Origin of the sequence: Pseudidiomarina sp. (assembly GCF_033722695.1) — a bacterium.
Taxonomy (GTDB): Bacteria; Pseudomonadota; Gammaproteobacteria; order Enterobacterales; family Alteromonadaceae; genus Pseudidiomarina.
In genome coordinates, this window is record NZ_JAWVYM010000003.1 from 14,877 (window position 1) to 41,670 (window position 26,794).

The 26,794-nt window shown below is 55.0% G+C and carries 25 protein-coding genes, 1 other RNA gene and 1 pseudogene; 22 read left to right on the top strand and 5 right to left on the bottom strand.

Features of this window, described 5'->3' with window-relative positions; all coding sequences use genetic code 11:
* Positions 1 to 47: 47 nt before the first annotated feature.
* The 8 genes from zapE (at position 48) to R3196_RS02060 (ending at position 6,058) form a co-directional block, all read left to right on the top strand.
* On the top strand, positions 48 to 1,154 hold the full coding sequence (zapE, locus tag R3196_RS02025; RefSeq protein ID WP_413242895.1) for a cell division protein ZapE: 1,107 nt from the start codon (positions 48 to 50) through the stop codon (positions 1,152 to 1,154).
* 176 nt (positions 1,155 to 1,330) lie between these two features.
* Positions 1,331 to 1,759, top strand: coding sequence for a 50S ribosomal protein L13 (rplM, locus tag R3196_RS02030; protein WP_318934971.1), 429 nt, complete (start codon positions 1,331 to 1,333; stop codon positions 1,757 to 1,759).
* Between the two features lie 17 nt (positions 1,760 to 1,776).
* Positions 1,777 to 2,169 (top strand): 30S ribosomal protein S9, encoded by a 393-nt coding sequence (gene rpsI / locus R3196_RS02035; protein ID WP_318934973.1) that lies wholly within the window; start codon positions 1,777 to 1,779, stop codon positions 2,167 to 2,169.
* 218 nt (positions 2,170 to 2,387) lie between these two features.
* Positions 2,388 to 2,978 (top strand): ubiquinol-cytochrome c reductase iron-sulfur subunit, encoded by a 591-nt coding sequence (gene petA, locus R3196_RS02040; protein ID WP_318935094.1) that lies wholly within the window; start codon positions 2,388 to 2,390, stop codon positions 2,976 to 2,978.
* Complete coding sequence (locus R3196_RS02045; RefSeq protein WP_413242893.1) at positions 2,978 to 4,240, top strand: cytochrome b; 1,263 nt, start codon at positions 2,978 to 2,980, stop codon at positions 4,238 to 4,240. Before petA ends, R3196_RS02045 begins: the two co-directional genes overlap by 1 nt.
* Positions 4,240 to 4,986, top strand: coding sequence for a cytochrome c1 (locus R3196_RS02050; protein WP_318934974.1), 747 nt, complete (start codon positions 4,240 to 4,242; stop codon positions 4,984 to 4,986). Before R3196_RS02045 ends, R3196_RS02050 begins: the two co-directional genes overlap by 1 nt.
* 20 nt (positions 4,987 to 5,006) lie before the next feature.
* Positions 5,007 to 5,636, top strand: a complete 630-nt coding sequence (gene sspA / locus R3196_RS02055; RefSeq protein ID WP_318934975.1) for a stringent starvation protein SspA — start codon at positions 5,007 to 5,009, stop codon at positions 5,634 to 5,636.
* A gap of 14 nt (positions 5,637 to 5,650) precedes the next feature.
* The gene (locus tag R3196_RS02060) at positions 5,651 to 6,058 is read left to right on the top strand and encodes a ClpXP protease specificity-enhancing factor (protein WP_318935096.1); all 408 of its coding nucleotides are present in this window, start codon (positions 5,651 to 5,653) and stop codon (positions 6,056 to 6,058) included.
* A gap of 4 nt (positions 6,059 to 6,062) precedes the next feature.
* Here R3196_RS02060 and dolP read toward each other — a convergent pair whose 3' ends face one another.
* Genes dolP through R3196_RS02080 form a run of 4 tightly spaced genes read right to left on the bottom strand, consistent with a single transcriptional unit; the run spans position 6,063 to position 9,434 of the window.
* The gene (gene dolP, locus R3196_RS02065; protein ID WP_318934976.1) at positions 6,063 to 6,632 is read right to left on the bottom strand and encodes a division/outer membrane stress-associated lipid-binding lipoprotein; all 570 of its coding nucleotides are present in this window, start codon (positions 6,630 to 6,632) and stop codon (positions 6,063 to 6,065) included.
* Complete coding sequence (locus tag R3196_RS02070; RefSeq protein ID WP_318934978.1) at positions 6,632 to 7,201, bottom strand: SIS domain-containing protein; 570 nt, start codon at positions 7,199 to 7,201, stop codon at positions 6,632 to 6,634. Before R3196_RS02070 ends, dolP begins: the two co-directional genes overlap by 1 nt.
* Before the next feature lie 12 nt (positions 7,202 to 7,213).
* Entirely contained in the window at positions 7,214 to 7,564 is a 351-nt protein-coding gene (locus R3196_RS02075; RefSeq protein WP_318934979.1) for a YraN family protein, read from the bottom strand.
* Between the two features lie 28 nt (positions 7,565 to 7,592).
* Entirely contained in the window at positions 7,593 to 9,434 is a 1,842-nt protein-coding gene (locus R3196_RS02080; RefSeq protein ID WP_318934981.1) for a penicillin-binding protein activator, read from the bottom strand.
* 83 nt (positions 9,435 to 9,517) lie between these two features.
* Between R3196_RS02080 and rsmI the strand changes: the two genes are divergently transcribed.
* Both rsmI and rnpB read left to right on the top strand, forming a co-directional pair.
* On the top strand, positions 9,518 to 10,369 hold the full coding sequence (gene rsmI / locus R3196_RS02085; RefSeq protein ID WP_318934983.1) for a 16S rRNA (cytidine(1402)-2'-O)-methyltransferase: 852 nt from the start codon (positions 9,518 to 9,520) through the stop codon (positions 10,367 to 10,369).
* A gap of 10 nt (positions 10,370 to 10,379) precedes the next feature.
* Positions 10,380 to 10,742, top strand: an RNA gene (gene rnpB, locus R3196_RS02090) — RNase P RNA component class A.
* A gap of 124 nt (positions 10,743 to 10,866) precedes the next feature.
* Here rnpB and R3196_RS10930 read toward each other — a convergent pair.
* Positions 10,867 to 12,786: pseudogene (locus R3196_RS10930) on the bottom strand (putative bifunctional diguanylate cyclase/phosphodiesterase); the annotation flags it as partial.
* A gap of 464 nt (positions 12,787 to 13,250) precedes the next feature.
* Between R3196_RS10930 and mraZ the strand changes: the two are divergent.
* The 12 genes from mraZ to R3196_RS02160 are packed head-to-tail and all read left to right on the top strand — an operon-like array spanning position 13,251 to position 26,794.
* Positions 13,251 to 13,709, top strand: a complete 459-nt coding sequence (gene mraZ / locus R3196_RS02105; RefSeq protein ID WP_318935097.1) for a division/cell wall cluster transcriptional repressor MraZ — start codon at positions 13,251 to 13,253, stop codon at positions 13,707 to 13,709.
* A complete protein-coding gene (gene rsmH / locus R3196_RS02110) occupies positions 13,709 to 14,659 on the top strand; it encodes a 16S rRNA (cytosine(1402)-N(4))-methyltransferase RsmH (RefSeq protein WP_318934987.1) in 951 nt (316 codons plus the stop codon). The genes mraZ and rsmH overlap by 1 nt, the downstream gene beginning before the upstream one ends.
* Positions 14,649 to 14,966, top strand: a complete 318-nt coding sequence (ftsL, locus tag R3196_RS02115) for a cell division protein FtsL (protein ID WP_318934988.1) — start codon at positions 14,649 to 14,651, stop codon at positions 14,964 to 14,966. The genes rsmH and ftsL overlap by 11 nt, the downstream gene beginning before the upstream one ends.
* Entirely contained in the window at positions 14,957 to 16,696 is a 1,740-nt protein-coding gene (locus R3196_RS02120; protein WP_318934989.1) for a peptidoglycan D,D-transpeptidase FtsI family protein, read from the top strand. The genes ftsL and R3196_RS02120 overlap by 10 nt, the downstream gene beginning before the upstream one ends.
* The gene (murE, locus tag R3196_RS02125) at positions 16,689 to 18,167 is read left to right on the top strand and encodes a UDP-N-acetylmuramoyl-L-alanyl-D-glutamate--2,6-diaminopimelate ligase (protein ID WP_318934990.1); all 1,479 of its coding nucleotides are present in this window, start codon (positions 16,689 to 16,691) and stop codon (positions 18,165 to 18,167) included. The genes R3196_RS02120 and murE overlap by 8 nt, the downstream gene beginning before the upstream one ends.
* Positions 18,164 to 19,600, top strand: coding sequence for a UDP-N-acetylmuramoyl-tripeptide--D-alanyl-D-alanine ligase (locus tag R3196_RS02130; protein WP_318934991.1), 1,437 nt, complete (start codon positions 18,164 to 18,166; stop codon positions 19,598 to 19,600). Before murE ends, R3196_RS02130 begins: the two co-directional genes overlap by 4 nt.
* On the top strand, positions 19,594 to 20,676 hold the full coding sequence (mraY, locus tag R3196_RS02135) for a phospho-N-acetylmuramoyl-pentapeptide-transferase (protein WP_318934992.1): 1,083 nt from the start codon (positions 19,594 to 19,596) through the stop codon (positions 20,674 to 20,676). Before R3196_RS02130 ends, mraY begins: the two co-directional genes overlap by 7 nt.
* Before the next feature lie 13 nt (positions 20,677 to 20,689).
* Positions 20,690 to 22,057, top strand: coding sequence for a UDP-N-acetylmuramoyl-L-alanine--D-glutamate ligase (gene murD, locus R3196_RS02140; protein ID WP_318934993.1), 1,368 nt, complete (start codon positions 20,690 to 20,692; stop codon positions 22,055 to 22,057).
* Positions 22,050 to 23,288, top strand: a complete 1,239-nt coding sequence (gene ftsW / locus R3196_RS02145) for a cell division protein FtsW (RefSeq protein ID WP_318934994.1) — start codon at positions 22,050 to 22,052, stop codon at positions 23,286 to 23,288. The genes murD and ftsW overlap by 8 nt, the downstream gene beginning before the upstream one ends.
* Positions 23,285 to 24,394 carry an undecaprenyldiphospho-muramoylpentapeptide beta-N-acetylglucosaminyltransferase gene (gene murG, locus R3196_RS02150; RefSeq protein WP_318934995.1) on the top strand — a complete coding sequence of 370 codons (1,110 nt, stop codon included), beginning with the start codon at positions 23,285 to 23,287 and terminating at the stop codon, positions 24,392 to 24,394. Before ftsW ends, murG begins: the two co-directional genes overlap by 4 nt.
* The gene (gene murC / locus R3196_RS02155; protein ID WP_318934996.1) at positions 24,381 to 25,880 is read left to right on the top strand and encodes a UDP-N-acetylmuramate--L-alanine ligase; all 1,500 of its coding nucleotides are present in this window, start codon (positions 24,381 to 24,383) and stop codon (positions 25,878 to 25,880) included. Before murG ends, murC begins: the two co-directional genes overlap by 14 nt.
* Positions 25,877 to 26,794, top strand: a complete 918-nt coding sequence (locus R3196_RS02160; RefSeq protein WP_318934997.1) for a D-alanine--D-alanine ligase — start codon at positions 25,877 to 25,879, stop codon at positions 26,792 to 26,794. The genes murC and R3196_RS02160 overlap by 4 nt, the downstream gene beginning before the upstream one ends.

A 26,794-nucleotide genomic window follows, 5' to 3' on the forward strand; every position in this document is an offset into this window, starting at 1 on the left:
ATAGCATAATCTATTAAAGGGTATGAGTGGTAGTGACAACGACAAACATAGCCCCAATGAGTAAGTATGAAACCGATCTCACCAGCGGCGGTTTTGTCGAAGACAAGGCGCAGCGGCGGGCGGTAGAAGCATTGCAGCGTCTGTATGACGAGCTAATTGATTATCGCCGGCAGCGACAAAAATCCGGCATCAGCTCCTGGTTCGGGAAGCTGACGGGGCAACGTGCCGAACCACCCAAAGGGCTGTATCTCTGGGGCGGAGTGGGGCGTGGCAAAACCTACCTGGTCGATACGTTTTTCGATACCCTGCCGTTTGAGCAGAAACTGCGGGTGCATTTTCATCGTTTCATGCAGCGGGTGCACGAAGAGCTTGAGCAACTGAAAGGGCGCAGCGACCCCCTTCCCATTATCGCGGATAAGTTGGCTCTCGAAGCGCAGGTCGTGTGTTTTGATGAATTCTTTGTGCAGGATATTACCGACGCCATGTTGCTTGGTACCCTGATGCAGGAGCTCTTTAAGCGCAATGTGGTATTGGTTGCTACCTCTAATATTGTGCCCGATGACTTGTACCGTAACGGCCTGCAACGACAGCGGTTTTTGCCGGCGATTGAGCTGATTAAAGAAAATTGCCATGTGCTCAACGTTGATAGCGGCGTGGATTACCGCCTGCGTACGCTTCGCCGCGCCGAAATTTACCATTCCCCGCTGGATGCTGAGGCCGATACCAACCTGCAGGGTTACTTTGCCGAACTGGCACCGGATCGTTGCAGCCGCAATACCAATAGTACAATTCGTATTCAGGGCCGTGAGATTAATGTCAGGCTGGAATGCGACGACGTGGTGCTGTTTTCTTTTGCGGCAATTTGCGGCGGGCCGCGCTCGCAGAATGACTATATCGAATTGGCGCGGCTCTACCATGCGGTCCTTATCAGCGATGTGCCGCAACTGGGTGGGCACATGGATGACGCCGCGCGGCGCTTTATTGCGCTGGTCGATGAATTTTATGAGCGGCGGGTAAAACTGATCCTGTCGGCGGCGGTACCACTCGAACAACTTTATACCGACGGTCGGTTGAATTTCGAATTCCAGCGCTGCATCAGTCGCTTACAGGAAATGCAAAGCCACGATTACCTGGCGCTGCCCCATAAACCATAAAACCAGCATAAGCGCCAGTGAATAACCTGCAACAGCAGTTGATCCGCTTGGGTCTTTTCCGTATAATCCGCGCCAGCCCACGTTACAGGTACAACTAACCGCGTGTGCGGTTTTGTTGTGGTTCGCGGGGAAGCCCGGAACTACTGTCGTGAACCTTAAATACAGAGTACGTTTCAATGAAAACATTTGTAGCAAAACCAGAAACCGTCCAACGTGACTGGTACGTCGTTGACGCTGAAGGCAAAACATTAGGTCGTCTGGCCACTGAAATTGCCACCCGTCTGCGCGGAAAACATAAGCCTGAATATACTCCGCATGTTGATACCGGCGATTACATCGTTGTTATTAACGCTGAGAAGGTTGCTGTTACTGGCCGTAAGGCACAGGACAAGATTTATTATTCACACTCTGGGTATCCAGGTGGTATCAAGGACATCACTTTTGAAAAGTTGATTGCCAAGGCACCGGAAATGGTCATTCAGAAAGCGGTGAAAGGTATGTTGCCTCGTGGTCCACTAGGTCGTGCCATGTTCCGTAAACTGAAAGTATATGCAGGCGCAGAGCATAACCATATTGCTCAGCAGCCTAAACAACTTGAAATTTAAGACGGAGCACTAAAAAAATGGCAGAGAATCAATACTACGGTACTGGTCGTCGCAAAAGCTCTACTGCACGCGTATTCCTGCGTCCGGGCAAAGGCACCATTACTGTTAACCAGCGTACCTTAGAAGAATATTTCGGTCGTGATACCGCTCGTATGGTTGTTCGTCAACCACTTGAGCTGGTCGACATGATGGAAAAATTTGATTTATACATCACTGTTGCAGGTGGTGGTTCAAGTGGTCAGGCGGGCGCAATCCGTCACGGTATCACTCGGGCCCTGATGCAATATGACGAAACCTTGCGTGGCGATTTACGCCGTGCCGGTTACGTTACCCGTGATGCACGTGAAGTCGAGCGTAAGAAAGTCGGCTTGCACAAAGCACGTAAGCGTCCTCAGTTCTCGAAGCGTTAATTTCGCTGCGTACTGGATACGTACTACATTGGAAAAACCCGGCCCTGGTGCCGGGTTTTTTGTGTTAATCCTTGTAAAAATCAGGGTATTTCTTTATCATCTGAAAGCGATTTTTTTCGATTTGCTATAACCCCTTATGGGTAGCGAATCATACGCAGCAGCTAATTACTGACTTCATGACAATGTCTCATGAAGCGTCCAAACTGGAGAGTAAGTGGATGAGCAATGCGCCTGTAGATAAAGGCCGCCGTCGTTTCCTGACTGTCGCGACTTCCGTCGTGGGAGCCGCAGGAGCGGTTGGTGTTGCCGTTCCTTTCATTGCATCGTGGAACCCGAGCGAACGTGCTAAAAATGCGGGTGCCCCAGTGGAAGTGAACATCGGAAAAGCCGAGCCTGGACAACTGATCCGGGTTGAATGGCGTGGCCAGCCGGTCTGGGTAGTACGCCGTACCCCGGAAATGCTGGAAAGCCTGGATCTGGTAGAGGATCGCCTGCGCGATCCAAACTCCGAAGAACCACAGCAACCTGAATATGCCGCGAACCAATACCGTTCCCGTCGTAAGGAATATTTTGTCGCAGTGGGAATCTGTACCCACCTGGGCTGTTCACCGCAATACCTCGAGAATGAGTTTGCCGAGCAGGTTGAGGGTGTAAATGCTGGCTTCTTCTGCCCTTGTCATGGCTCCCGCTTTGACATCGCAGGCCGGGTTTTTGCTGGCGTTCCAGCCCCTTATAATCTGGTTGTTCCGCCACATTACTATCTCGATGATGAAACGATTCGGATTGGTGAAGACGGGGAGCAAGTCTGATGGGTAAATTAGTTGACTGGATAGACGAACGTATTCCGATGTCCAAGACGATGAAAATTCACGTCACGGAATATCCTGCACCCAAAAATTTTAATGTCTGGTATGTTTTCGGCGCATTGGCCATGGTGGTGCTGGTCAATCAGATCCTGACCGGTATCTGGCTGACAATGAACTACGTACCGACCGCAGAGGGCGCCTTCCGCTCCGTAGAGTTTATTATGCGGGATGTGGAATATGGCTGGTTGCTGCGTTATATGCATTCAACTGGTGCCTCGGCGTTCTTCGTGGTGGTCTATCTGCATATGTTCCGGGGCATGATGTACGGCTCTTATCAGAAGCCGCGCGAATTACTGTGGGTATTTGGTATGCTGATCTTCCTGGTACTGATGGCCGAAGCCTTTATGGGCTATCTATTGCCGTGGGGGCAGATGTCCTACTGGGGGGCGCAGGTTATTATCTCCCTGTTCGGTGCTATCCCGTGGATAGGCGATGATCTGACCCTGTGGATTCGGGGTGACTATGTTATCTCCGGCGCCACACTGAACCGCTTCTTCGCGCTCCATGTCATCGCGTTACCTTTAGTTCTGGTTATTCTGGTATTCCTGCACATCGTTGCATTGCACGAGGTGGGCTCGAACAACCCGGAAGGTATCCCGATTAAGAAGAAGAAAAACTCGGTACCTGACGAAGAAAAGCCGAACTTTAAATTCCACCATAGGTTCACCAGTAAGTACGATATTGTGGACGCAGTTCCGTTCTTCCCGTACTACGTGGTTAAAGATACTTTCTGGCTCGGGATCTTCCTGTTCTTCTTCAGCTATGTGATTTTCTTTAACCCGGCGATGGGCGGTTTCTTCCTTGAGCCACCAAACTTTGAAGCGGCGAACCCGCTGAAGACGCCTGAGCATATTGCTCCGGTCTGGTACTTCACCCCGTTCTATGCAATTTTGCGGGCGGTACCGGATAAGCTGATGGGTGTACTGCTGATGTTTGGCGCTATTGTATTCCTGTTCCTGCTGCCGTGGCTGGATCGTGGTAAGGTGCGGTCAATTCGCTACCGGAGCACCTTCCATAAAGTGAACCTGACTGTGTTTGTGATCAGCTTCATTGTGCTTGGCTATCTGGGTGTGAAACCGGCAACTGATGTCTATACCTTCTTTGCCCGGGTGTTCACGTTCTTGTACTTCGCCTTCTTTATTCTGCTGTGGTTCTACAGCAAGAACGAAAAAACGAAGCCAGTTCCAGAGAGGATTACGAAGTGATGAAAACATTATTCAGAACCTGCATCCTTGCCGCAGCATCACTCTGGTCAGTCGCTACTTTAGCGGCTGGCCCAACTATTCCGCTGGATGAGGCTAAGGTTAATCTGCACGACAAAGCATCGCTGCAGCGTGGCGCACAGTTGTTCATGAACTACTGCCTGGGCTGCCATCAGATGCAATATCAGCGTTATAACCGGACGTTCAAGGACCTTGAAATCCCGTTAGAGCTTGGTGTTGAGAATCTGCAGTTCACCGGCGAAAAAGTTGGTGACCTGATCACCAATAATATGTCTGCCGACATGGCAGGTAACTGGTTTGGTACAGCGGCACCTGATCTGACGCTGGTTGCACGGGTGCGTGGTGCCGACTGGTTATACACTTATTTCCGTTCATTTTATGCAGATGACTCGCGGCCGTTTGGCGTCAATAACTCGGTATTTCCGAATGTTGGTATGCCTCATGTGCTGCAAGAGTTACAGGGAGTTCCCCGCAAAACCTATGAAAGCCGGATGATTGACGGCGAAATGCAGGACGTTTACGTCGGCATTAAAACAGACGGTAGCGGGACACTGAGTCCGGATGAATACGACCAGGCAATGCTGGATTTGACCAACTTTCTGGTCTATACCGGCGAGCCTATGCTGCTTCAGCAGCGCCGTCTAGGCTGGTATGTATTCGGATTCTTATTCGTCTTTACGGTATTCGCGTATCTGTTGAAGCGCGAGTTTTTTAGAGACATTAAGTAAGTTAGTTTATGGAGAATAACATGTCGGTTGCGGCCAACAAGCGGTCAGTGATGACCTTATACGCGGGCAAAGATGACTTACGTAGCCATCAGGTACGTATTGTGCTGGCGGAAAAAGGCGTCGGAGTTGAAATTACTTTTGTTGACCCGGATAACCGTCCGGAAGATTTACTTCAACTCAATCCCTATCCGGACGCATTGCCGACACTGGTGGATCGTGAGCTGGTGCTGTACAACGCCCATATCATCATGGAATATCTTGATGAGCGCTTCCCGCATCCACCATTGATGCCTGTCTATCCGGTCGCCCGTGGCACCAGTCGCCTGATGATGTATCGCATCGACCGCGACTGGTATGCGTTAGCAGACCAGATTAGTAAAGGCGGTAAAGGCGCTGAGGCAGCTCGTCAGGAGTTGCGCGAAGGAATTCTCTCACTGGCGCCGATCTTCGCTGATTCACCCTATTTTATGAGTGAAGAGTTCAGTCTGGTTGACTGTTATCTGGCGCCGTTGCTATGGCGTTTGCCGGCTTATGGTATCCAGATTGATGGTGCTGGTTCAAAAGCTGTGAAGGCCTACATGGTTCGGGTATTTGAGCGTGATTCATTCCAGGAATCTCTTACCGAAAGTGAGCGGGACCTGGCACGGTGAATGACGTAACCGGTATGACGCCACGCCGTCCGTACATGGTACGGGCGGTTTATGACTGGCTGGTGGACAATCAATTGACTCCCCATCTGGTGGTGGATGCTGAACAACCCGGCTGTGAGTTACCCTGGGAGTTTGTGCAGGACGGTCAAATCGTTCTGAATATCGCCCCCACAGCGGTAGGCCAGTTGCAGCTGGGCAATGACCGTATTGAGTTTAGCGCACGTTTTTCGGGTAAGCCGCACCGGGTCTGGGTGCCAATGGCCGCAGTTATGGCGCTTTATGCGCGGGAAAACGGCGCTGGCACTATCTTTGAAGACGAAGTGTTTGATAGCAGCGCGACCCCTCCGGCCGAAGCTGCTGAGACCGAAGAAAAGCGGCAGCCCAACAAGAAGTCGGGCTCACACCTGACGCTGATCAAGTAAGGCTTCAGATAATCTCAAAGGCATCGACGACACGTTTGACGTCGTTGGTGTTGCGCGCGATCTCGATAGCATGCTCCGCCTGAGCTTTTTCAACTAATCCCATCAGAAAGACTTCACCGTTTTCAGTAACGACTTTGATTTTTGCACCGCTGACCTGATCATCGGCGAGTAGTTTGGTTTTAATTTTACTGGTGATCCAGGTGTCCTTTGAAATGGTCGCCATGCCGATAACGTCGGTTACGCGGATTTCATTATGAACCAGGTCAACGCCTTTAGTATCCCGGGCGATTTGTTGAGCCAGCCGTTTGAGTGTCTCGTTTGGTGTCTGCCCCATCAGTAATACCCGACGATTATAAGAAACCACCTTAATACGCGAATCCCCGAGACGTTCCTCGCCCTGCAGCGCCGCGATAACTCTTACCTCGACTGTCTGGTCGTCAATCTGCGTGCCAACGGTACGGGTATCAGTGGCCGAATATATACCAACAGCAGCGGCGCCAACTACAGCCGCAGCACAACCGGTTAGAGTAAGGGCAGCTGCCGCTGCCATCAACAGTGTGGTTAACCTTTTCATTATTCAGTTTCCTGTGGAAAAATTTGCTGTTCAGCCAGACTACAAAGCATATTGACCAGTTGAAGTAAATGCTCACTAACCCGGGCGCTATTGCGCGACGGAATACGGATCTCCACATCTTCGGGCCCGAGCAGACCCGCCACATCGACGTCGGCGTCACTGGTCAGGGCTATAATGAGCATGCCGCGGGATAACGCGGCCTCCATTGCTTTACTGATCCGCGGCGCGGTGGTACCGGCGTTAAGTACGATAAGTAGATCACCGGCCTGGCCAGCGGCAAGGATTTGCTGGGCAAAGGTGTACTCATGCTCCTTTGAGCCAAAATCGGCGTGCAGGGCCTGCACCGGAAATGGCGGCCGGTCAAAGTGCAGACCAGTCAGCATGATATGGGCCAGATGCCGCGCACTGGCATGGGCCATGCGCTCGCCGCAGCAAAATACCGTGCGGCCGCTAAGCAATGAATCTACCAGCAAACCGGAAGCATTCATCACGGGTTCCTGGAGTAGATCGGCAGCCGCTATCTGCGTCTGGATACATTCGGTAAATATCGCTTTGACGGGTTCGTGCATAACACCTCTGCTCTAAAATGCATCCGGCAGCCACTGCAGTTCGTAAGGGCTACCACTAATTGCGACCACATCGAAACGCAGGCTGGTCCGATGCTCATTGCATTGTGCTTCAATCAGATAGAATTGCGCAACCTGCCTGATTCGTCGACACTGCTTTTCGCTTATTTGTTCCACGACCGAAACTAAATTCTCATTGGCGCGGTATTTCACTTCAACAAACACCAGGGTGTGTTGTTCCTGCATGATCAGATCAATCTCACCAATATCGCAACGATAATTTTTGCTGATAAACTGCAAGCCTTGTTGCTCAAGGTAGGCGCAGGCTTGCTCTTCGCCCCGGTTACCGTCTGCTTTTCGTGACATCCTTGTCACCTCCGCGATTGTGCTTTAGCTATTGTTTTTTCAGGGACACTGCCCGGTGACCATCGAATCGTGCCCAGGATAGCTCGCGGTGAATACGTTGATCGCGCACGGACAGCGTGCCGGTTAAGCCATCCATAGTAAACCCGGGCACCATTTCTATCCATGGCGCACGTTCGGCGAATAACATACTGTCATGGCCAAAGGCCGCCAGCCGCGCCAGGTCATAACTCCAATTGCGTCGCAGGGTTAAAATCTGTTCCAGCGTTTCGTGCTGTGGGTGGCTGGGCAATAGCCAGGGCGCGTCAGTGAAGCGCACATTGTCCAGATCATTTTCACTAATCTGATTGCCAAGAGTATGGCTGGCAGAGTTGGCATAGACCGGGATCGGCTGCATGAAGGGCGCGATATTCACATCGATAAAAGGTTTGAGTAGGCGGGTATGCTCGATACCACCGACCAGGTATATCGCGTCGATATCACCGCGGCTGCGCGGCGTCGCATCCACAATGACCTTGCCAGCGGCAATTTTAACTTCCTGAATACGTGCCTCACTGCTGGCAACCCCCAGTTGCTCCTGCACCACAGCTTTCATATCGTCGGGTGTTTTATAACGACCATGGGCCACCGAAACCGAGGGATAGTGGTTTTGCCAGGTATTCGTGAACAATGAGATTTGTTGCTGACCGCGGCTATTATCCGGCGCCAGAATCAAGGGCTTCTGGTAGCCCTGGGCGACCATGAAATTCACCGCCTGACGCAGTTCGGTTTCGCCATCGAGGGCGAAATAAAGTCGCATGGGGTCGCTGCCAAGCAGTGAGGGTGGCGGCTCATTCAGGGTTAGCCATAACAACTTATCGGGTAGCCAGGCCGTTTCAATCTTAGCGATATTTTCTTTTAGCAGTGGGCCGATCAGCAGGTGGGCGGGCTTTGAGCGCAATAGTTCCGGCAAGTCAGCGAAATTGAGCTGATTGGTATCTATGGCCTCTATGCTAATCCGACTCTGCCGCGCCAGATGCATGACCATACCGTCCAGTACTGCCTGCCCATGCTCCCGGTACTGCCCCGTCAGGGGTAACAGCACCACTGCACGGCGGTCCGCGGCTGGCAGGGAGACATCGGTAAAACGGCGCGCAATGAGACGCCCCGGGTGGTCGCTGAACTCAGCCTCCCAGTGCTGCAACCGGGTGGTAACTTCGGTCGGTTCGCGCAGCCCCATGTGGACTGCCCGCAACAGCCGCTGCCAGCCGACAGCGGTCTTATTGGTGGGCACCTGCAGTTGATCAGGATCGGTGACGCGGCTGAGTAATTGCCAGGTGGCCTCTACATCGCCGTTGCCCTCATTAAGGGTAATCAGCCGTAACTGATAGTTGGCTGCCTCAGTCCAGTTGCTACGGGCAATATGGCTCTGGCGAGCGAGTTTGAGGGTAGCGGTCGCGTAGGCATCGCTGAGAGTGGGTTCCAGTAGTGGCGCCAGCAGGCTGTCGACTTGTTGCCATTGCTGTTGATGGGCGGCAAATTGCGCCCGCAACAGCGCGTAACCATGAAGCTGGGTACGGGTTAGCTGATTTTGAGTTACCAGTGGCTCAATTTGGCTTAGCACCGCAGCACTGGCTTGCCACCGCTGTTCATCCTGAAGGGACTCCGCTGCTTGCAGCAACAGGTCGGTGCGGCGGTTTCCTTCGGCCTGCTCTGCTTGACCCAGTAATTCATCGGCATCGGCGTAAGCTTGATCAGCGGCCGCTGGCGAAGTGGCCTGAGGTTTGCGATCATCCTGAACGCGGATATCGGCATCACGGGGGCCGGCCGCACAACCGGTAAGTCCGAGAATGACGATGCATAGCAGCAACTTCTTTGGCACAATGGCACCCATATCTGGTCTATTCTGATAGACATACTATAAACCCAGCGCCAGTGTGACACAACGCGCAGGAACTATTCTTACGAGGAATTAACATGGCGCAGGCAATGGTCGGAACCCTTTATATCGTGCCTACCCCTATAGGTAACCTCGCCGACATCAGTGAGCGTGCTTTGCAGGTATTGCGCCAGGTGAATGCGATTGCCGCAGAGGATACCCGCCATAGCGGACAGTTATTGCAGCATTATGGCATTCGTAATGAGCTGTTTGCATTACATGAACATAACGAGCGGCAACGTAGTGCGCAGGTTATTGAGCGTTTGCAACAGGGGCAGTCGGTAGCCCTGATCAGCGATGCGGGTACGCCGCTTATCAGCGATCCCGGTTATGTACTGGTGCAGCACTGTCGGATGGCGGGAGTGCCGGTTGTCGCTTTACCAGGGCCCTGTGCAATTACGACCGCGCTGTCCGGTGCCGGGTTGCCGACTGATCGTTTCACTTTCGAAGGTTTTTTACCGGCCAAGGGGCAGCAGCGGCGTAAAACACTGAACGCCCTGCTGACCGAGCCGCGCACCATGGTTTTTTACGAGTCACCGCACCGGATTACTGACGCCCTGACTGATCTGCACGCCATCTTTGGAGCTGACCGCCAACTGGTCCTGGCCCGCGAGCTAACCAAGCAGTTTGAAACCTACCTGAGTGGGACTATTGCCGAGGTGGAAGCCGCGGTACTGGCTGATTCTAATCAGCAACGCGGTGAGATGGTACTGATGCTGGCAGGTGCGCCGCAGTCAGCTCATGACGATGATACCGGCCCGGCCCTGGCGACCCTGCAACTGCTACGCCGGGAACTGCCGTTGAAGAAAGCCGCAGCGCTGGCCGCCGAAATTCATGGCCAGCGTAAAAACACGCTTTATCAACTGGCTCTGGATGCTGAAAACGAGTAGAATGCACGCCGGAGTCAGCCAAGACAATCGCTGCTGTGTGGGAGACCGCACAGGGGAGGAAAGTCCGGGCTCCATAGGGCAGGGTGCCAGGTAATACCTGGGCGGCGTGAGCCGACGACCAGTGCAACAGAGAGCAAACCGCCGATGGCCTGCGCAAGCAGGATCAGGTAAGGGTGAAAGGGTGCGGTAAGAGCGCACCGCGCGGCTGGTAACAGTTCGTGGCACGGTAAACTCCACCCGGAGCAAGGTCAAATAGGGGTTCATTGGCGCGGCCCGCGTTGAACCCGGGTAGACCGCTTGATCGTTAGGGTGACTTAACGACTAGACGAATGATTGTCCATGACAAAACCCGGCTTAGCGGCTGACTCCCTTCTTTTTTCCAGCACTTTGCGATTAAAATCGAGCGCAAAGTGCATGAACTCATCCACCGGCAAGCCCGGACCATAGAAGAAGCCCTGTTGGTAATGGCAGTTCTGCGATCGCAGGAAGTCCACCTGGGTTTCGGTTTCTACCCCTTCGGCGACCACTTTCATATCCAGCGTATGAGCGATCCGGATCAACACTTCGACCAGCGCAGTCTGCTGGCCATTAAAAGGTACGTTCTGCAGGAAGCCGCGGTCGATCTTAATAATATCGATGGGATACGAACGTAAATAGTTCAGGCTTGAGTAGCCGGTACCAAAATCATCAATAGCCAGATGCACGCCGGCGGCCCGCAGTTCCCGCAGGTTCGCTAACTGGCGTTCTTTATTGCGCATCAGCATGGACTCGGTGATTTCCAGCATTAGCCGGTTAGCCGGCATATCAGCAGCCTTCAGTACCTGCAGCCACTTAGTTGCAGCTTCCCGATCGTTAAACTCGCGCGGCGACCGGTTGACGGCAATGGTAACATCAAGGCCATTGCTGTTTAATAATTGCCAGTCTCTGACAACCTGAGACAGCACGAACTCGCCCAGCCAGATGATGGCGCCGGTTTTTTCGGCAATCGGAATAAATTCGGCTGGCGATACCATTCCTCGGGTGGGGTGATGCCAGCGGATCAAAGCTTCGCAACGGGTCAGCAGACCGCTATCGGTATCAATGACAGGTTGGTAATACACCCTGAACTCGTTTTGTTCCAGGCCCGTTATCATCTGATGGTGAAGGGCAATGTGTTGTTCGGTGCTCTGGCGCAGGTCTTCATCAAAAAAGTGGACGCTGAGCGAGCCGGTCGACTTGGCTGCATACATGGCCAGCTCCGCCAGCTTGATCAGCTCCTGCACCGCAGTGGCGTCTTGCGGAAATATCGTAATACCAATACTGGCCGTCATATTAATATGGTTATGCTCAATATCAAGGGTATTGAGCAAGTCGCTCATGATGGCTTTGGCGCGCATTTCGGCTTGCGCCGGTTCATCGATATCACGCAATACCACAGCGAATTCATCACCGCCAATCCGGGCCAGCAAATCATCTTCGCGGATACTGCTGCGGATTCGTTGTGCTACATGCTGCAGCAATTCATCACCGATAGCATGGCCGAGGGCGTCATTAATGTCGCGCAGTTGGTCAAGGTCAAGAATGAGCACCGCAAATTGTTGTTCATGGCGGGTACTGATGCGAATAGTCTGTTCCAGCTGCTGCTGAAAGTAGTTGCGATTGGGCAAATTAGTCAGGGGATCGAAACGCGCCTGATAGCCAATAGTATGCAGCGCGCGGCGTAACCGGTTCTGCGTCAGAATCAGAGTCAGAAATGCGATAACGATAAGCCCGGTCAGGGCCAACCCGATCGACCAGTGCAGTAAATAGCTATAAGCCTGCTGAACCCAAACGCCGCTGCGGGGGAACGCAGCCAGTTGCCATTCAGCGCGCGGCAGGCGCACGCTGGTCATTACCGCATCCCGGCTAAAGAGGCTGTCCGGGCCGGCAAAAGCCGGGGCAGGTGCGGCGTTGCTGGCAGTTGACCCCGGGGAAACCTGGCGCAGCGCAAACTCATATTCGGGGTGTTGAAAAAACTCGATGCGCTCAAGCAGGTGCTGGTGATTAATAACCAGCGAGGCTATGCCCCAGAAACTGCGGTCGTCCTGAAAAATAGGCATGCGTGCGACCAGGGCTTCGTTGCCTTGTACTAACTTGATGGGGCCGGTAAGCACCAGGTCCTGAGCGCCGACAGTGCGCAGAATACCGCCATACTGGGTCGGCGAAGTGCGGTAATTAAACCCGAGCATTTGCTGGTTGCCGGCCATCGGATAGACAAAGCTAATAATAAGGTCGGGTGCCAGGGCCAGATGGGAGATGTCTAAATCCGAGGTAATAAATTCGTCCATGATGCGCTGCAGGCGCAATCGATCGGGCGTGTCCTGCCAGAGGATCTCCGGGCGTAACGCGCGCAATACCATCACATTAGCCTGAATTCGTTGCTCAAGTTGGGCCCGCATCGAGCTGATTTGTTCCGTTGCGCGGCGCTTTTCATATTCCCGTTGCTGTTGGCGCTCACTGTCAACAATCAGATAAACGGCGTATAGCAACAACGAGGCAATAAACAACAAACCAGCAATATCGCGCAGCAAGTGCCAACGCGGCCGACCGCCGCTACCTGAGTCGGAAGCAACCTGAGGCAGTTCAGTAATCTGGTTATGCAGGCTGAGCTCTGAAAATTTACGCAATGGTTGTCTTTATAATTTTTATTATTTGACGTACCGGACATCATCCGGCAGAAGCCCGATTGCGTCAAGACCTCTTAGCCGCTGCAAGCGCTGCAAACAGATAACGCAAAGATTGTGTTTTTCCTTGACAGGGGTCAAGATTCGCACCTAGACTGTCTAATTGTGGGGATTTGTGGATAATTGTGGATCGCTCAGGATCAAAAGGAAAGGATCACGAGCATTCAGTGGGGACAACCATGTTTCGTGGCGCAGCAGCACTCAGTCTTGATGACAAAGGTCGACTTGCGATACCGGCAAAGTATCGGAAGAGCTTGCTGTTGGACTGCGAAGGACAAATGGTTTGTACCATTGACATCAAACAACCTTGTTTACTGCTGTACCCGTTGCCGCAATGGCAGCTAATCGAACAGAAGCTCACCACGTTATCCAGTATGAACCCCGCGGAGCGTCGTCTCCAACGCCTGTTGTTAGGCCATGCCGAAGACTGCCAGATGGATAAAAATGGTCGCATTCTGATCGCACCAACCCTGCGTCAGCATGCCGATCTGAGCAAAAAGATCATGATTATCGGTCAGCTCAATAAATTTGAACTCTGGTCAGAAGAAGCCTGGCAATCGCAGGTTGCCGCCGATATGGCTGCCGAGCAGGAAGACGATTTGGCACTTAGTGATCGACTACAAGATTTCTCATTATAATGACAATAAAAGCGCCGCAACATGTCTCGGTGCTGCTACAGGAGTCGATCGAGGCTCTTGCCATCAGACCAGACGGAATATATCTAGATGCGACCTTCGGCCGGGGGGGGCATTCGCGCGCTATCCTGTCACAATTAAACAGCCAGGGACAACTTATCGCTCTGGATCGCGACCCCACCGCGATTGAGGCGGCGCAGTCGCTGGCCGATGACCCCCGCTTTACCATTATCCACAGCCCGTTTTCCCGGCTTGACGACGTTTTGGAAACGCAGCAACTGCGTGGCCAGCTCGATGGCATCTTGTTTGACCTTGGCGTGTCCTCCCCACAATTGGACGAAGCCGGTCGGGGCTTTAGCTTTATGCGTGAAGGCCCCCTTGATATGCGCATGGATACCAGCAGCGGCCCCACCGCAGCTGATTTTGTTAACACCGCCAGCGCTGATGAAATTGCCCGGGTGCTGCGGGACTATGGTGAAGAGCGCTTTGCCTGGCGTATCGCTCAGGCGATTCTGGCGCGCCGGGCGGAGCAGCCGCTGCGCACAACCCACGAACTGGCTGCGCTGATTGATACCGCTGTCCCCTTTAAAGATAAACATAAGCATCCGGCTACCCGGAGCTTTCAGGCTATCCGTATCCACATCAATCGCGAGCTGGAAGAAATTGAAGAAGCCCTGAACGCGGCCATTTACGGCCTCAAGCCGGAAGGGCGGCTGGCCGTGATTAGTTTTCACAGTCTGGAAGACCGAATCGTAAAACGTTTTATGCGCGCTCAGAGCCAGGGAAAGAAAATCCCCGCCGGCTTGCCGCTGCGCGATGATCAGATCGATCGGGGCGAAACCTTACGCCTGGTGAGCAAAGCAATTAAGCCGTCGACCGCCGAAATTCAGCAAAATCCGCGGGCACGTAGTTCAGTGCTGCGGGTGGCAGCGAGGTTAGCTTATGACGACTAGCCGCGTACCTGCTCTGTTCAGTGTCATGTTTGATGATATACGCCAGCAGCTGTTGCTGGTGGTGTTGTTTCTGGCCGTGGTGATGAGTTCGCTGACGGTTATCTACGTTGCCCATGCCCACCGGCTCATCACCACCGAGCGGGATAACCTGCTCTCTGATCGCGATAATCTGGATATTGAATGGCGCCATCTGCAGATAGAGCAGAACGCCCTGACCGAACACAGCCGGGTTGAGCGAATCGCTGAGCAGCGACTGGACATGGTTCGTCCGGAAGGGAAACAGGAGGTGCTGGTACCATGGCAGTAACTCCGAACCGCCGTAACAAGAAAATGACAGCGAAACAGGGCAGCGGGCGCTTTTATTTCTCAATGCTGGTGCTGGCGCTGGTATTTGGTTCGCTGGTCGCCCGCGCAGCCTACATTCAGGTGATTGAGCCTGAGCGGCTTATTTATGAAGGTGACCGCCGCTCATTGCGCGCGGATACGACGGCCGTGCAACGGGGCACCATCGTTGATCGTAACGGCCGTGAACTGGCGGTCAGTGTGCCGGTGCAGACCGTCTGGGCCGATCCGCAGCGCGTTCATCAAGGTCAGGGACTGGACAACCGGGAACGCTGGCTGGCGCTGGCCGAAGTTTTCCGTACGGATGTTGACGATCTGCTGGACAAAGTCGCCGACCCGGGTCGGCGCTTTGTTTACCTGGAACGCAAAGTAACCCCGGCGGTCGCTGAGTTTGTGCGGCAACTGGGAATTCCCGGCATCTACCTGAAAACCGAGTCGCGCCGTTTTTATCCGGTTGGCGAAATTACCGCCCATGTGGTGGGTTTTACCGACATTGACGGGCGCGGTATTGAGGGGCTCGAAGCTATTTATGACAGTGTTCTGACCGGCACACCAGGAGAGCGGGTCTACCGCAAGGACGCACAAGGACGGGTTGTTGAGGAAGTGCGAGTGGTCGCAGCGGAACAACCAAAACAACTGACGCTGAGTATCGACCAACGCCTGCAATCACTTGCTTATGCTGAACTGAAAAAAGCCGTGCGCTATCACCAGGCAACATCCGGTTCAGCAGTGATTGTTGACGTGCAGACCGGTGAGGTCCTCGCGATGGTCAACAGCCCGTCCTACAACCCGAATAACCGTGCCGATCTGCAGGCGCACCGGATGCGCAACCGCGCAGTAACCGATGCTTACGAACCAGGTTCAACGGTCAAGCCATTGACGGTTCTGGCGGGCCTTGAAGCCGGTGCGATTACCGCCGATCAGGTAATTGATACCGCGCCGGGCTGGCTGCGCTTAGGTGGCCGCCGGGTCAGTGACCCGGTTAACCGGGGCAAGCTGACAGTCACCGAAGTACTCAAAGAATCAAGTAACGTGGGTTCGGCCAAAATCGCGCTGGCGACCGGCATTGATAAGATGCTGGCGACCTATGCAGCAGTCGGCTTTGGTAACGATACCGGCGTCGCCTTGCTGGGCGAGAGCTATGGCATCTTGCAGAACCGGCCCCGTTCATCGGATTTTGAAACAGCAACTTTATCATACGGCTACGGTGTATCGGTTACGACCCTGCAGCTAGCACAGATGTACGCGATTATTGGTAACGGCGGCATCCAGCGGCCTTTGACCGTGCAACGCCGCGAAGGCGCGCCTGCGGGCGAGCGGGTGGTCAGCGAAGCCAACGCCAAAGCTGTGCTGGGTATGCTGGAGCAGGTGGTGCTGGATGGATCCGGTAAACGGGCCCGGGTACGCGGTTACCGGGTAGCCGGCAAGACCGGCACTTCACGTAAGGCGGTAGCCGGGGGTTACGGTGATGAATATGTAACTTTATTTGCCGGGGTGGCACCGGTGAGCGACCCGCGCCTGGCTGTAGTGGTTACCATCAACGAGCCACGCGGCGATGAGTATTACGGTAGTGACGTGTCAGCGCCGGTATTTGCAGAAATTGTCGGCGATGCACTGCGACTGCTGAATGTACCGCCGGACAACCTTGAGGATACGCAGCTGAAAGTTGCCGGTTTCGGAGGCGCCAATGATTAATATCAGACAGCTACTGCCAGACTATCCGTTGCAACTGCCTCAGCTTGAAATTGGCGGGCTGAAATCAGACAGCCGGCAAGTCGCGCCGGGCGATGCCTTTGTCGCGGTGCCGGGCTATCAGACTGATGGTCGCGAATTTATTGACAAGGCTATTCAGTCTGGCGCCAGGGTTATATTTAGCGCTTCAGATAGTTTTGGTGTCGCTGAGCGCGGCAGCGCCTGGGTGATTGAAGTACCAAATCTGAAAGATGAATTATCGGCGCTGGCTTCGCGTTTTTACGGGGCGCCGGCCCAGCGTGCACAAATTATCGGGGTCACAGGTACTAACGGCAAAACCTCGGTGACTTATCTGATCGCGCAGTTATTGGAAAATTTGGGCGTTCGTGCTGGTGTTATCGGCACCACAGGCAGCGGATTTCCAGGCATGCTATTGCCCGAGCAGCACACCACCCCCGATGCTATTACCGTACAGCAGCGGCTGGCCACGCTAGTGGCCGAAGGCGCGCAAGTGGTGGCGATGGAGGTGTCTTCCCATGCGCTGGTGCAGCGCCGGGTCGAAGCGATTCATTTCGCCGTCGGCGCCGCCACCAATATCAGCCGGGATCACCTGGATTATCATGGCACCATGGCGAACTACGCTGGTGCCAAACGGCGTCTGTTCACGGATCTGGATACCCGGCACAGTGTGCTGAATGTTGACGATGCCGCACTGGCTGCCTGGCTGCCGGATCGCTCGGACAGCTGGCGTGTCAGCCTGAGTCCGCAGCAACACGATAAGGCGTTGTGGGCCAGCGATATCGAGTTTACCGAGCAGGGCACAAGTTTTACCGTTAACTATGGCGCAAGCCAGGTTAAGGTGCAGTCGGCATTACTGGGTCGCTTCAACGTATATAACCTGCTGGTGGCTATCACCAGCGTGGTCGCCCTTGACTACCAACTAGCCGACGTTGCCGCAGCTGCCGACCGGATTCACGCAGTTCCAGGCCGTATGGAGGCCTTCGGCGGCAGCACTGACCAACCTTTAATTATAGTCGATTACGCCCACACTCCTGATGCCCTGCAGCAGGTGCTCGAAGCGTTGCGGCCGCACTGCCGCGGTAAGCTCTGGTGCCTGTTTGGTTGTGGCGGCGACCGGGATCGCGGCAAGCGTCCACAGATGGGGGGCGTTGCCGTGAAACTCGCCGACCAGGTGGTTGTCACAGATGATAATCCGCGCACCGAAGAGCCGCAGCAGATTGTTCAGGATATTCTGGCCGGTATGCCGGCACGCGACCATGTCACCGTGATCGAAGGGCGCCGTGAAGCGGTACTGGCAACCATCGCCAAGGCGGGCGGCGACGACATCGTGCTGCTGGCTGGTAAAGGCCACGAAGATTATCAGGTAGTGGGGCAACAGCGTCTGCCTTACGACGAACGCCGACTGGTTGCCAACTGGTTTGCGCAGCAGCAGACGCGGGAGGGGCGAGCATGATAAATACCGATCTACGCTGGATTTGTAAGGCTGTTGGCGGCGAACTGCACGGTGATAATCTCAGCATCGAAACGGTGAGTACCGATACCCGCCAACTGCCCTCCGGATGCCTTTTTATCGCATTGAAGGGGCCAAATTTTGACGCGCACGATTTTGCCGCGCAGGCGGTTGAAAAAGGCGCCGCCGCCTTAGTGGTCAGTCGCCGGCTCGACGTGCCGGTGCCGCAAATTCTGGTGGCCGACACCCATCAGGCGCTGGGCGAGCTGGGCGCCGCAGTAAAAGCGCAAGTGCAACCGAAAACAATTGCCATAACCGGCAGCAGTGGCAAAACCACAGTTAAAGAGATGCTGGCAGCGATTCTCCGTACCCAGGGCAAGGTGCTGGCAACGGCCGGTAATTTTAATAACGATATTGGTGTGCCACTGACGTTACTGCGGCTGGAACCAGATCACGACTTTGCAGTCATTGAGCTTGGCGCCAATCACCAGGGCGAAATCGCCTACACCACCCGGTTGACCAAGCCTGAGGTGGCTATTATCAATAATGTAGCCCCGGCCCATGTTGAAGGCTTCGGTGACCTGCACGGGGTTTTCCGCGCCAAATCCGAGATCTTCCGCGGTCTGGGCGACGGCGGGCTGGCCCTGACGCCGGCCAATTCGCAATTCGCCGGCTGCTGGCAGCAGAACCTTGCCGACCGCCGTCATCTGACTTTCGGGCGCAGTGGCAATGAACAAAACGAGCCCGCAATTGCGGCCAGCAATATTGAGCTCAATGAACATGGCTGTGCCGGCTTCACGGTGCATTTACCAGCAACCCTGACCGGGACGGCACTACAGGAAAAAATTCAGTTAAATTTGCCGGGTTTACACAATGTTGACAATGCGCTGGTAGCCATTAGTGCCGCAGTTGCGGTAGGTTGTCCGCTGTCTGATGCCCGCACCGCACTGGCTAATTTAACGCCAGTGTCCGGTCGTTTACAGGTCATTCAGGTCAACCCCGGCGTTAAGCTTATCGACGACAGTTATAATGCCAATGTCGGCTCCGTTAAGGCAGCACTGGATATGCTTGCGGTTTATCCCGGCTACCGGATGATGGTGCTGGGCGATATGGGTGAACTGGGTAGCCAGGCCAGACAATATCACGAAGAGGTTGGTGCCTATGCGATCACTGCCGGCATCGATAATTTATATACCCTGGGGGTGTTGAGTCAGAGCGCCAGTGAAGTGTTCAACGGCCGCGGAGGTCGTCACTTTTCATACCTGGAGCGCCTGGTTGAAGCCATCGTTGAAACTGTTTCTAACGCTGCAGCTCCGGTCACCATTCTGGTGAAAGGATCACGCAGCGCCCATATGGAACGGGTGATCGAGGCGTTGCAGTTGCGCACCACTGACTTACAGCCCGGCTTAACCGGAAAAGGAACCCACGCATGTTAGTGTGGCTTGCGGAATATCTGACCCAATTCGCAACGGCGTTCAACGTCTTCTCGTACCTGACGATGCGCGCCATCCTGAGCGTCCTCACCGCATTAATGCTATCGCTGTGGATAGGTCCTCATCTGATTCGCTACCTGCAACGCTTGCAGATTGGGCAGTCGGTGCGCGATGACGGGCCACAGTCGCATCTGAGCAAAGCGGGCACGCCGACCATGGGCGGCTTATTAATTATTGCTTCGATAGTCGTGTCAACGCTGCTCTGGGCCGATCTCGCTAACCGTTACGTGCAGGTGGTACTGGGCGTCGTGATCGGTTTTGGCCTGGTTGGCTTCATCGATGATTACCGCAAAGTGGTCCAGAAAAACTCCCGCGGCCTGCCGGCGCGCTGGAAGTACTTCTGGCAGTCGGCCATTGCCACGGTCGCGGCGATATTTTTGTATGCCAATGCCACCATTGGTGCTGAAACTCAGCTGCTGGTGCCGTTCTTTAAGGAGGTCATGCCGCAGTTAGGCTTGCTGTATATCCTGCTGGCGTACTTTGTGATTGTTGGCACCAGCAATGCGGTGAACCTCACCGACGGCCTGGATGGGCTGGCGATCGTGCCGACTATTATGGTGGCCGCGGCGCTGGGTATTTTCGCTTATGCCTCGGGCAACATGAATTTTGCCGGCTACCTGAATATCCCCCACCTGCCACTGGCCGGTGAACTCATTGTGGTCTGTACCGCAATTTGCGGTGCCGGCCTAGGCTTTTTATGGTTTAACACCTACCCGGCACTGGTGTTTATGGGCGATGTGGGATCACTTGCCTTAGGTGCGGCGCTGGGTGTTATTGCCGTGATGGTCCGGCAGGAACTCATTCTCTTTATCATGGGCGGCGTGTTCGTGATGGAAACGGTTTCGGTCATGCTGCAGGTAGGCTCGTACAAACTACGCGGCAAACGGGTTTTTCGCATGGCCCCTATTCATCATCACTACGAACTGAAAGGCTGGCCGGAGCCGCGCGTCATCGTGCGCTTCTGGATTTTGTCGCTGGTGTTCGTATTGATCGCGCTGGCTTCACTTAAACTAAGATGATCAGGATAAAATAATGCAGCAACTGGCAGCACTCGACACATATGACACTATCGGAGTGGTCGGCCTCGGCCAGACCGGTCTGTCGTGTGTTCGCTACCTGCTGAGCAGGGGGCTGACACCAGTTGTTTTTGATACCCGCTCTGCGCCTGCTGGCCTCGCTGCGTTGCAGGAACTTGATCCCGACATCGAAGTGCACACCGGTCCCCTTGACGCGGGACTGCTGGTGGAGATGGATTTACTTATCCTCAGCCCCGGCATTGATACTCGCCTGGAAGCTATTCAGCTGGCTCAAGATGCCGAGATCCCGCTGACCGGAGACATTGAAATTTTCGGTGCGGCGGTCAGTAAGCCAATTATCGGCATTACCGGATCGAACGGAAAATCTACCGTAACCCGGCTGGTTGGCGAACTGGTACAGGCGGCTGGCCGCAAAGTGGCCGTAGGCGGTAACATCGGGGTTCCGGTTCTGGATCTGCTCATGAGCGACGCTGAGGACCAGGTTGAGATCTATGTGCTGGAACTCTCAAGCTTCCAGCTGGACCTGATTCATAACCTCAAGCTCAGCGCCGCCACCATACTGAACATCAGTGATGATCACCTGGACCGTTACGCGACCGCTCAGGATTACGCTGCGTCCAAACAGCGAATATACAACTTTACCCGCACTGCCGTGTGGAATCGTGAACAGCGGGTGACCGCGCCACGGGACCTGCCGCTGGATCAACAGTTGAGCTTCGGAGCTGATGAAAGCGATGCTGAGTTGCCCGGTCTGTTCGGTCTGCACCAGCAGCAAGGGCAGCCAGCGATAGGTTGGAACGGCGAGGTTTTACTCAACGCATCGGAATTACAGTTAACCGGCATACACAACTTACTGAATGTCCAGGCCGCCCTGGCACTGGTATCGGCGGTTGGTATCGAGCCGCCGTCAGTAGTCGAGGCGGTGCGGCAGTTCCGCGGCTTGCCGCATCGCTGCGAGCTTATTGGTGAATATCAGGGTGTACAGTGGGTTAATGATTCCAAGGCGACGAATATCGGCGCCGCTGAAGCCGCGATAAAAGGCGTGCGGGAACTGGTTCCCGGCAAGTTGCTGCTGATCGCCGGCGGTGATGGCAAGGGCGCTGACTTCAATCAGTTCCGCGACGCCCTGAGCCAGGTAGATGTACTGATTACGCTGGGTAAAGATGGTGATCGTATAGCCGCTCATCACCCGGCCGCACACAAAGTTGGTTCTCTGCGTGAAGCTGTCGCTGTAGCCAAGACCCTGGCTACTGAAGGTAGTATGGTACTGCTATCGCCAGCGTGCGCCAGTCTGGATATGTTCCGCAACTATGAAGACCGGGGCGAGCAGTTCCGGCAAGCCGTGGAGGCCTGCCATGCGTAGCGAGCAACAACTCGAACTGGGTATTCAGCAAGCCGCACTGCAGCAGTCACCCTGGCTGCGCATACGGCAGTGGTGGTGGCCACAGGGAAACGCGCTTTACGATCGGGCCCTGCTGTGGCTCAGTTTGAGCTTACTGGCGATTGGTCTGGTGATGGTGGCCTCGGCTTCGTTCCCGGTCGGTGAGCGTTTGACCGATAACCCATTTCATTTTGTTATGCGGCACAGCATGTATCTGGTGCTGGGACTGGGTATGCTGGCGCTGGTGGTGCAGATCCCGGTGCGTTTCTGGTTCAATGGCAGTGCTGCGCTGCTGCTGATCGCGCTGGGTATGTTAGTGATGGTGTTGGTGATCGGCCATGAAGTCAATGGCGCCAAACGCTGGATCCGCGTTGGTCCGGTGACCCTGCAGACCGCCGAACTGGCTAAACTCTTCTTCCTTATTTACATGGCCAGCTATTTACATCGGCGTTTTGATCAGGTGCAGGAAAACCTGCGTGGCTTTATCAAACCACTGGCAGTGCTGTTTTGTTTTGCCCTGTTATTACTGTTGCAACCTGATTTTGGCTCGCTGGTTGTGATGTCCTGCATCGTCGTGGGCATGCTATTTTTAGCCGGAGCCCGTCTGTGGCAGTTCTTTGGGGTTATTATCGTATTCGCGCTGGTACTGACAGCGCTCATCATCTACGAACCTTACCGGATGCGCCGTATCGTCTCGTTCCTCGACCCCTGGCAGGATCCCTTTGGTAGTGGCTATCAGTTGACCCAGTCACTCATGGCCTTTGGCCGCGGCGACTGGTTCGGACAGGGCCTGGGCAACAGCATCCAGAAGTTACAATATTTGCCCGAAGCCCACACTGATTTTATTATGGCGGTGGTTGGCGAAGAGCTCGGCTTTATCGGCATCCTGGTAATTCTGATATTGGTTTTTGGTCTGGTATTGCGGGCCATGCAGCTCGGTCACCGGGCTCTGCAAAGCGACCAGCAGAATAAACTGCAGTTCGGTGGTTTTGTCGCCTATGGCATTGGTATCTGGTTCGCTTTCCAGGCCATGGTGAATATCGGTGCGGCCGCCGGCTTGCTGCCAACCAAAGGCCTGACCCTGCCGCTCATCAGTTATGGCGGTACCAGCCTGCTGATCAGTTGTATTGCGGTCGGCATACTGTTGCGCATCGATTATGAAGTGCGCTTGGCCCAGTTAAAAGTAGCGCCCCGGCGCGGGGGGAGCCGATGAACCGGATCCTGATTGCAGCAGCTGGCACCGGTGGTCATGTGTTTCCTGCACTGGCCGTGGCAGAGCGTCTGCGCCGCTATGGCTGGCAGGTCGTCTGGCTGGGTACCACCGAACAACGGCTGGAAGCGCGCATAGTGCCTGCCGCTGGCTTCATGCTCGAACAAATTGATATGCGCGGCATGCGCGGCCATGGGCTGATGCGTAAGCTGCGCGCGCCCTGGCAGTTATTCCGGGCCTTTCTGCAGTGCCGCACACTGCTACGACAGCACCGTAGTCAACTGGTACTGACTTTTGGCGGCTATGTTTGTGGCCCGGCCGGGCTGGCCGCGCGTTGGAGCGGAATCCCGCTGCTTGTCCATGAACAGAATGCGGTAGCCGGCTTGACGAATAAACTGCTGGCGCGGGTTGCCAGCCATACCATGGTGGGCTTTACGGCTGCTAAAAACCAGCTGAAAAACGCTGAAGTTACAGGCAATCCGTTGCGGGAAGACTGGCTGAGCGAGATCATTAATGAGCCGGCGGAGCAAGCAAGCTTCAGAATTCTGGTGGTTGGCGGCAGCCTCGGCGCCCAGGCACTTAATGAAGCCGTCCCCGCAGCAGTCAGCCGGTTAAACGATAAAGGCCAGCTGAAAATCATGCACCAGTGCGGTATCGGCCGCATTGCCGCGGTTGAGCAGGCATACCAGCAGGCAGGCATTGAGCAGGTACAGGTTGTTGAATTTATTGAGGCTATGCATCATGCCTACCGCCAGGCCGACGTGGTCATCTGCCGGGCCGGGGCACTAACGGTCAGTGAACTGGCGGTTGTGGGCACACCGGCAATTTTTGTCCCCTTGCCGCACGCCGTGGATGATCATCAGACCGCCAACGCCAGGGAACTGGTCACGGCCGGTGCCGGCTATCTACTGCCGCAGTCTGAACTAAAAGCGATTAAACCACTGACCAAGTTGCTTGGCGAGCTGCGCTCACAACCACACCTATTGCTGCAGCTACGAAGAAATGCCGGCAAAGTTGCGCGCCCTGATGCCACCGAAGCTGTGGTTAGTCAGTGTGAACGCTGGGCCAAAGCGGAACAATCAAAGGCAGGCGATTATGATCAGAAGTAATACAGCGCCATTTACTGTAGTCAATGTACCTGAGATGCGCCGGGTGCGGCGTATCCACTTTGTTGGTATTGGCGGCGCGGGCATGGGCGGTATCGCTGAGGTACTGCTTAATCAGGGCTATGAAATTGCCGGTTCAGATATTGCTGACAATGCGAACACACGGCGGCTACGCAACTTCGGCGCCCATATCTTTATTGGCCATGCGGCCAGTAACGTGAAAGGCGCTGACGTGATTGTGGTGTCGTCGGCAATAGCGGCGGATAACCCGGAGCTGATCGCCGCTCAGGAGGCTTTTATCCCACAGGTACGGCGCGCTGAGATGCTCGCTGAACTGATGCGTTTCCGGCACGGCGTGGCAGTGGCTGGCACCCACGGTAAAACGACCACCACTTCGCTTATCGCCAGTATCTTTGCTGAAGGCGAACTGGATCCGACGTTTGTTATTGGCGGCCTGCTGAACAGTGCCGGCACTAATGCCAGGCTGGGTACCAGCAAATATCTGATCGCCGAAGCCGATGAGTCAGATGCGTCCTTCCTGCACCTGCAGCCGATGGTATCAGTGATAACGAATATTGAAGCCGACCACATGGATACCTACGGTGGTGACTTTAACAAGTTACTGGATACCTACATTGAATTTCTGCATAACCTGCCGTTTTATGGTCTGGCAGTGATGTGCGTGGATGACCCGGTGGTGCGTGAGTTATTACCCCGGGTTGGTCGCCAGCTCATAACTTACGGCTTTAGCGAAGATGCCGACGTGCGTGGCTCCGATTACCGGCAAACCGGCGGCCAGAGCCATTTTACAGTGCATCGCCGCGATCGCCAGCCGCTAGCGGTCACCGTCAACTTACCTGGCCGTCATAACGTGTTAAATGCGCTGGCGGCAATCGCGGTCGCTACTGACGAAGGCCTGAATGACGCCGCGATAACCCGCGCGTTGCGCAAATTTGGTGGTATCGGACGGCGTTTTCAGCATCTGGGTAGTTATCAGCTGGAGCGAGAAGATGCGCAGGGCGAGGTAATGCTGGTGGATGACTACGGACATCACCCTTCAGAAGTGGCGGCGACCATTGCAGCGGCCCGTGCCGGATGGCCAGAGCGGCGGTTGGTCATGGCTTTTCAGCCTCATCGCTACTCGCGAACGCGCGACCTTTACGATGATTTTGTGCAGGTGCTGGCGCAGGTGGATGTGCTGTTACTGCTTGACGTTTACAGCGCCGGTGAAGCGCCCGTCAGTGGCGCGGACAGCCGCTCTCTGGCTCGTTCATTACGGATGCGCGGTCAGGTGGAGCCTATTTATGCTGGCAGCCGCAGTGAACTGATGGCGGCACTGGCTGATGTTGTCCGTCCCGGTGACTTAGTGCTGGCGCAGGGTGCCGGCAACATCGGTGCCCTGGCACAGGAACTTCAGCAATCCGCCCTGCAGCCACAAGCGCTGCGTGAATTATCAGCCGCAGCATCACAAACGGGGAAGGACCAATGAGAGAGCCAGGCAAGGTAGCCGTTTTACTCGGTGGTAACTCCGCCGAACGCGAGGTGTCCCTGCGTTCCGGGACCGCCGTGTTGCATGCATTGCAGGCTCAGGGGATCAACGCCCAAGCTTTTGACCCGGCGCGCCGGACCTTGACCGATCTGGTGGCGGAGCGGTTCGACCGTGCCTTTATCGTATTACACGGTCGGGGGGGCGAGGATGGTGCGATGCAGGGGGCTTTGCAGTATCTGAATATTCCCTATACCGGCAGTGGGGTGTTGGGTTGTGCGCTGGCAATGGATAAAGTGCGGACCAAGCAGGTATGGCAGGCTGCAGGCCTGCCGGTTGCTCCGAGCCTGGTGGTGCGGCGCGACGGTCCGGCGCAGGACATCGAAGCCATGCTGGCGGAATTGGGGGGCAAAGTGATGGTCAAGCCGGCCCAGGAAGGCTCCAGTATTGGCATGAGTTCGGCCAGTACCGTGAACCAGTTGCACGCAGCGCTGCAGCTGGCTCACCAATATGATGCGGAAGCACTGGTTGAGAGCTGGCTGGGGGGCGCCGAGTATACGGTGGCGATTCTGGGCGATGAGGCCTTACCGTCGATTCGCTTGCAGACCACCCATGAGTTTTATGATTATGACGCTAAATATCAGGCAACGGACACCCAGTACCATTGTCCGGCCGGATTAAGCCCTTCCGCTGAACAGGCGTTGCAGCATCTGGCGGTAAGTGCTTTCCGGGCGCTAGGCGGACGGGGCTGGGGCCGCGTCGACGTCATGTGTGATGGTGAAGGGGCCTTTCGTCTGTTGGAAGCAAACATGGTGCCGGGGATGACAGCTAAAAGTCTGGTACCTATGGCGGCACGGGCCCGCGGCATGAGCTTTGAGCAACTGGTGCTGCGCATACTCGAGCTCAGCGAAGTCTGA